We start from the raw sequence: 6,215 nt of genomic DNA, 5'->3' as shown, positions 1-6,215 counted from the left end.
TTTTACACTCTTCCCCACCCCCCCGATCTCCGTTTTTGGGCAACCCCCTAAGCGGGCCCCTCGTTTGGGCCGTTGGGGGCCCGCCCCCCCCACCCACACAACGAGCCCCCACGCCCCCGGACCCCCAGTCTGGTCACCTGCCGAGGCACACCCTCGCCAACGGCGCGGCGGTTCTCCGCGGATCTGGTTCACCACCGCCGGAGACACGTGGTTGTGGACCCGCGCGATGCTCTTCATCTTCTGTCGCAGCCGGGCCCGCCGCGCGACCTCCGGGATCCCGTCCTCGGTCAGCCTCGTGCTGTGGGTGTGGCGGCCCTCGTGGAAAGTGAACGTTGGCAGGATCGGCGGACGCCGCTCCCCCGCCACGGCGTCGTCGAGCTCGACCCCGTCCCAGGCCGGCCGCCAGAAGCGGATCCAGAAGCTCGAGCGCCGCCACGGATGCCCTCCGGCGTGCACATCACGAACGGATACCGATGGCTGTCCATCAGCTCCTCGTAGAGCACCGCGATCCCCGGCGGCAGTGCCACGAACCCACCGGCTCCCGCCAGTGCGCCGACAGTGGTCGTTGGCGCCGGTTCGCCGGGACTGGATGCCACCTCGGTGGGTGTGCTGCTCGCCGGCGTGGCTGTCGTGGCCGGTATGACCGGCTCAGCCGATGATGTGGCAGACGGCGTCGTTGCCGCGATCGCCGGCGTCGGTTGCGGCGTGGCGGATCGGCCGGGTCCCCAGTTGCCGGCTTTGCCGTCGACGGTCGCGGTCACCACGACCACGTCGAATCCCGTGGCCACCGCCACACCCGTGGCGGAAAACGCAATGGCCATCAAGGAAATGACACCAGCTCGACGGAAGATGCATATGCGCATGCCCTTCAGGGCTTGATTTCCGGCGTCACGGCCGCCACCGTGGGGATCGAGCACTGCGGGCTCATCCCGGTTTTCTCGGAGCTGGTCGATGCGCTCACCTTCTCAGCCGCAGCCAAGCGCTTGAGCCGGTTTCGGCTTACCCCACACGTCGACCGTGCGGTGTTCTCTGTTACCAACATCGACACGCGACGTCGAACCGTCATAAATGTACTCGAACACGCATGGAAAACGAACTGCACATGAATTGCGTTGGTGAAGGCGTCAGACCAAGAGCTGTGGGCGCCGGCCGTGCACCACCGCCGTGTGCGTCCGTTCGAGGGACAGCGATATTCATTCGGGCGGACACAGGGGTAGGTTCCTGTGCTGTTGCCCCGGACCCCGGTGATGTGACAGGTCCGCGATTGATCGCGGATGCGGATCACGAACCGAGGAATGAAGCCATGAGAATTCGACAGACTCGATCCCACCGGGGACTCGTCGCCGCGCTGGCCGGAGTTCTTGCGACCCCGGTCATGTGGGTGATCGCCCCGCCGACCGCAGATGCCGCCGTCAACTGCGTCGTGAGCGCCGGGGTGACCCAGACCGACACGACCGTCACCGGAAGCCCCGGCAACGACACGATCGACTGCGGCGGCACGAACCCCGGCAAGACCATCAACGGCAACGCCGGAAACGACACGATCACCGGCTCGGACTTCGACGACACGATCAACGGCGGAAACGGGAACGACACCCTGACCGGCGGCACCGGAAACGACACCCTCACCGGCGGACTGGGCATCGACACGATCTCCGGCAGCGCTGGCAACGACACCCTCATCGGCGCATCCAACGACGGCAGCCAGGACAGTCTCGACGGCGGCCTCGGCACCGACACCTGCCAGGGCCCCGCACCCGACCCCGACATCCACGCCAGCTGCGAAAACACCAGCACCCCGCCGACCACGGGCCCGGGCTCGGGCACGGCGAACGCCACCCTGCTGTGCACCACGACCGGCGGAGTGTTGTCCCTCACCGTCAACCCCGTCGGATACGTCTGCGTGTTCAACCCCCTCAACCCCGCCAACCGCCGCGTCACCGAGGCCGGCCGGATCTGCACCGGGGCCGGCGGAACGTTCGTGAACCTGCTCCCGCTGAGCTACGCCTGCCTCCTCCCGACCACGCCGTAACCCATCCATTTCCACCCGTTGACCCAGTTGCCCGCATCGGGACGAGCAAGACCGACGGGACCGGCCGCGCCTCGAGTGAGAGCGCGGTCGTTCCCGCGTCGAAGGCGAGGTTCGCTTCCGAATTCCGCGTCCTTGCCCATACGTTGACCGGCGTTGTCCGCCGATACCGCGAAGTCGGTTCTGTCCTCGGGTGGGCGCGAACGCTGAGGCCTCGGGCTCGATTCCACGGGTGGAACGTTGGTCATGAGATCGACGGCGTCGCCGACCGACACCTTCGCCCGAGAGGCCCGGGCACGGTCGTCCTCTCGGATCGAGCCCGGTAGGACGGCCGGAGCCGCCCTGCCGGGCTGGGTTCAGCGAGGGTTGTGTCAGATGCACACGACCGTGATGCCGGCGATGCCGCCTGCGCCGTTGAGCCCGGGGATGCCGTTCGCCGTCATGAGGACGTCGGTGCCGCCGCCACCGGCCACGGTGCCGGAGCTGCCGACGCCACCCGCACCGAGAGTCCCGCCGGCACCGCCAGCGCCGCCTGCGGCCGGGTTGCAGCCGTTGCCGCCGCTGCCACCGGCGCCACCGTTGGCGCCGTTGCCACCGGTCACGGTGAGACTGTCGTTGTCGAGGCCGCCGTTGACGGTCCCGCTGTTGCCGACACCGCCGGCACCACCGGCGCCGCCACCGCCACCGGCGCCACCGATCTGGCCACCGCCGACGCCGTTGCCGCCCTTCCCCGCGGTCCCGCCGAGGCCACCGGCCCCGCCGGTGACCGTCAAGATGTCGTTGCCCGCATCGCCGGTGACGGAACCGGAACTGCCGATCCCGCCCGCTCCGCCGACGCCGCCGAAACCGCCCGCGCCACCGCCGTGACCCGCGCCGGCGTTTCCGCCCGCGCTTCCGCTGGCCCCGGCGCCACCGGCCAGGGTGATGCCGTCGAGGCCGTCGTCACCGCTGACGATCCCCGAACTGCCGAGACCGATACCGCCCACTCCGCCTGCGCCCCCGACGCCGCCGACGCCACCGGTACCCGCGCTGGGTCCGCTCGGGCCGCCGAGCGCGCCGGCGCCACTGGCGCCGCCCCTGCCACCGGTGACCCTCACCGTGTCGTCGCCGAGGCCGCCGTGGACGATGCCGACGCCGGCCTGGCCACCCGCTCCGCCCGCGCCGCCGACTCCACCGGCACCGCCGGCGCCGCCGAGGACTCCGGCTCCGCCGGTCCCGCCGAGGCCGCCGGTCCCACCGGCGCCACCGGTGGCGGTGACGCTGTCGGCGCCGTCCCCGCCGTTGACCGTCCCGGTGCCGGCCAGCGCGAGGCCACCCACGCCACCGGCGGCACCGGCGCCGCCGGCGAATCCGGCCGGGCTGGTACTCGTGCCGGTCCCGCCGGCGCCGCCGGGAGCGCCCGTGGTGCCCGCTGTGCCGGTCATGGTGATCGTGTCGTTGCCGGCCAAGGCGTTGATGGTGCCGCTCATGGCCGCACCGGTTACGGCGACGACGTCGTTGCCGGCGGTACCGGTGAGGATCTGCCCGGCGGGAATGCCGGCGGTGCAGGTGACGGTGTCACCGGAGCCGTTGAAGACACGGGTGCAACCGACCGGGTCGGCGTAGGCCGCGCCAGGGACGATCAAGGCGAACCCCGCGGCGGTACCCAGTCCGATGAGGCCGGTACGAGTTCGACGAGCCGTAGTGGTGCGTGCGCCTGATCTCATGGGAAAACCTTCATGGTGTCGAGTGGATCCGGGCTGAAGCCACGGAACCGGGAGTGCAGCTGACAACCACTTTGCCGATGGCATTTCGCACCGAATTTCCGGGGCAGGGTCCGTCGGCACTCCCAAGTCCACACTCGCCCCGCCGCGGACACCTGGCAACGAAAAGACGATAGTTCACTCCTCTGCGAGGATATCCCCGGCGCGAGAGCCGGATCCGGAGAAAACCATCGAATTCCACTGAATCCGATTAATCACGCGGCAGCACGAGACCGTAAGCCAGCAAATCGGTGCAGTTATGGCAGATGAACCACTTTGCGTACCGCCATCCGAGGGCCTGGGGTATCTATCATCCGGCGGCCGGGGATAAGCTCTCTCCCGTTACCCCGGACCTCGGTAGCCGACCTGCCCGCCACGACGGCGACGCAGATCACGAGCCGGGGTCTTTTCGTGGGCCGACTCACGCGTCCCCTTCGGCGAATCGGGGCGTCCTCCGCGGAATTCTCCTGCTGCCGCACCGCGCCGCGACCCGCCACTATTGTGCTCCAGGAAAGAAATCGTCATGCGACACGTCCGCACCATTGCCCGAGCACTGTTCGGAGCCACCGTCGCGACCGGAAGCCTGGTCGCACTGGCCCCGGCCGCGCTGGCCATCACCATTCCGGTGGCCTGCAGCGAAAACGCTCTCGTCGCGGCGGTGAACCTGGCCAACTCCACCCCCACCTCCGACACCCTCGTCCTGGCCGGAGGCTGCACCTACGGCATCACCACCGCCCACGGCGGCGCCGCGAACGCGCTCCCCGTCATCACCACCCCGATCGAGATGATCGGCCCCGCCACCGTCACCAACGCCTCACTGCTCGGCCTGGGAATGTTCCGGATCGCCGAAGTCGGCCCGACCGGCAACCTCACCCTCGTCACCGGCGTCGCCTTCACCCGCGGCAACGTCGTCGGCGACGGCGGCGGCATCCTCAACCGCGGCGCGGTCACCCTCACCGGAAGCAGCCTGACCGGTAACACCGCCACCGACAACGGCGGCGGCCTCGCCAACAGCGACACCCCGTCCGGCACCGCACCCGCCGCGACGTTCACCAACAGCCCGCTGTCGGGCAACACCACCCTCCTCGGCGATGGCGGTGCGATCTACAACGGCCTCCGCGGCACCCTCTCCGTCACGGGCGTCTCCGGCAGTCCGCTGTTCATCACCGGCAACAACGCCGGCCGCGGCGGCGGAATCGCCACGATCAACTCCACCGCCACCACCCTCACCCAAGCCGCCGTCACGGACAACCACGCCCTGCTGCTCCTGGGCAACTCCGGCGGCGTCTACCGCCAAGGCGGCACCATGACCACCAACAACGCCCCCATCACCGCCAACACCCCGAACAACTGCGTCGGCAGCGTCCCGGCCGTCCCCAACTGCACCGGGTGACCACCGCACCGAACCCCACGGCCCGCAAACAGATCCAACCCAGCACAAAGGAGAACCCATCATGGGAATCGTCATCATCGGCGGCCTGCTCGACTCCGTCGTCGGCATCGTCAACGGCGCCGTAGTCGCCATCACCAGCGCCGCCGGCGCAGTCCTGCTCCCCCTCCTGCCGCTGTAACACCGCGGCTCGACCACCACGACCCCCGCCACCTCCACGGCCGGCGGGGGTCGTGCTGTCCCTCGTGTTCCTCGCCGTGCTGGTCGTACCGGTCCTCGACGAGACATTGCCGGCCGGGTGGCGGACCGCGTTCGCCCTGACCGACACCGTCGTCTGGGTGGCCTTCGCAGCCGAGTACCTGATCCGGCTCGCCCTCGTCCCCCGGCCCGGACGGTTCCTGGACGCACCATTCCGGACCTGATCGTCATCGTCGTACCGGTGTTGCGGGCACTGCGGACAGCTCGACTCGCGCGCCTGGTTCGCTTCATCGTCATGTTCGTAGGGGCGGTCGGCATGCTGGACGTGGAACGGCGCTCCGCCGGTGGGAACATCCGTACGTTCGGCGACGCCGTGTGGTGGACCCTGACCACCTGACAACGGTCGGTTATGGCGATCGATACTCCGTCATATGTCCGCAATGGACAGTCGGGTGTTCGAAACCCGTCGACCGGCATCGGAACCGCATCAAAGGCTCCTGAATCCGCCATCCACAACGGCCCGGCACGACCGCGGGAAGGAGATCACGGTCGGCCAAGGCACGGGCCACGTCGCTGAGCCGGCGGTTGGTGCGCCCGGCGTAACCGCGCAACGCCGTGAAGGCCGCGTCCATGGTCAGCTGCCCGCTGTCTGGCCGAGGCCGGAACCGGTCCGCCCGTTGGCCCGGTGTTTCCTGTCGGGGGACGGCAGGGGGTGATCACAGTGTCCGGCAGGGCCGGCGCAGACCATGACCGACGCTGTGCCCCGCGGGCTCCCGTCGGCGGCATCGACGCCGGACAGCGGCGACGGCAGCGCCGAGCTCAGCACGGCGCGCTCGCGGCCGTGGCCACGGCCGCG

At 69.6% G+C, this 6,215-nt stretch carries 5 protein-coding genes; 4 read left to right on the top strand and 1 reads right to left on the bottom strand.

The annotated features are described in order from the left end of the window. Nucleotides 1-600 precede the first annotated feature (600 nt). Both AB0M83_RS48275 and AB0M83_RS48270 read left to right on the top strand, forming a co-directional pair. Complete coding sequence (locus AB0M83_RS48275; protein WP_364529498.1) at nucleotides 601-879, top strand: hypothetical protein; 279 nt, start codon at nucleotides 601-603, stop codon at nucleotides 877-879. Between the two features lie 424 nt (nucleotides 880-1,303). After that, entirely contained in the window at nucleotides 1,304-2,032 is a 729-nt protein-coding gene (locus AB0M83_RS48270) for a calcium-binding protein (RefSeq protein ID WP_364529495.1), read from the top strand. A 368-nt stretch (nucleotides 2,033-2,400) separates the two neighbouring features. On the opposite strand, the gene AB0M83_RS48265 is transcribed toward AB0M83_RS48270, so the two are convergent. Beyond that, a complete protein-coding gene (locus tag AB0M83_RS48265; protein WP_364529493.1) occupies nucleotides 2,401-3,654 on the bottom strand; it encodes a hypothetical protein in 1,254 nt (417 codons plus the stop codon). Nucleotides 3,655-4,294: 640 nt separating this feature from the next. Here AB0M83_RS48265 and AB0M83_RS48260 point away from each other — a divergent pair. Both AB0M83_RS48260 and AB0M83_RS48255 read left to right on the top strand, forming a co-directional pair. Next, entirely contained in the window at nucleotides 4,295-5,164 is an 870-nt protein-coding gene (locus AB0M83_RS48260) for a hypothetical protein (RefSeq protein ID WP_364529491.1), read from the top strand. Between the two features lie 230 nt (nucleotides 5,165-5,394). Then, nucleotides 5,395-5,583 (top strand): hypothetical protein, encoded by a 189-nt coding sequence (locus tag AB0M83_RS48255; RefSeq protein ID WP_364529488.1) that lies wholly within the window; start codon nucleotides 5,395-5,397, stop codon nucleotides 5,581-5,583. The last annotated feature ends 632 nt before the right edge of the window (nucleotides 5,584-6,215 follow it).

The sequence above is a fragment of the Amycolatopsis sp. NPDC051106 genome (assembly GCF_040682775.1).
In the GTDB taxonomy this organism is placed as follows: domain Bacteria; phylum Actinomycetota; class Actinomycetes; order Mycobacteriales; family Pseudonocardiaceae; genus Amycolatopsis.
This window is presented reverse-complemented; position numbering and strand designations above follow the sequence as displayed.

Coding starts and splice junctions, on each gene's coding strand:
- AB0M83_RS48270 (WP_364529495.1), top strand. CDS start 1,304: ATGAGAATTCGACAGACTCGATCCCACCGGGGACTCGTCGCCGCGCTG.
- AB0M83_RS48260 (WP_364529491.1), top strand. CDS start 4,295: ATGCGACACGTCCGCACCATTGCCCGAGCACTGTTCGGAGCCACCGTC.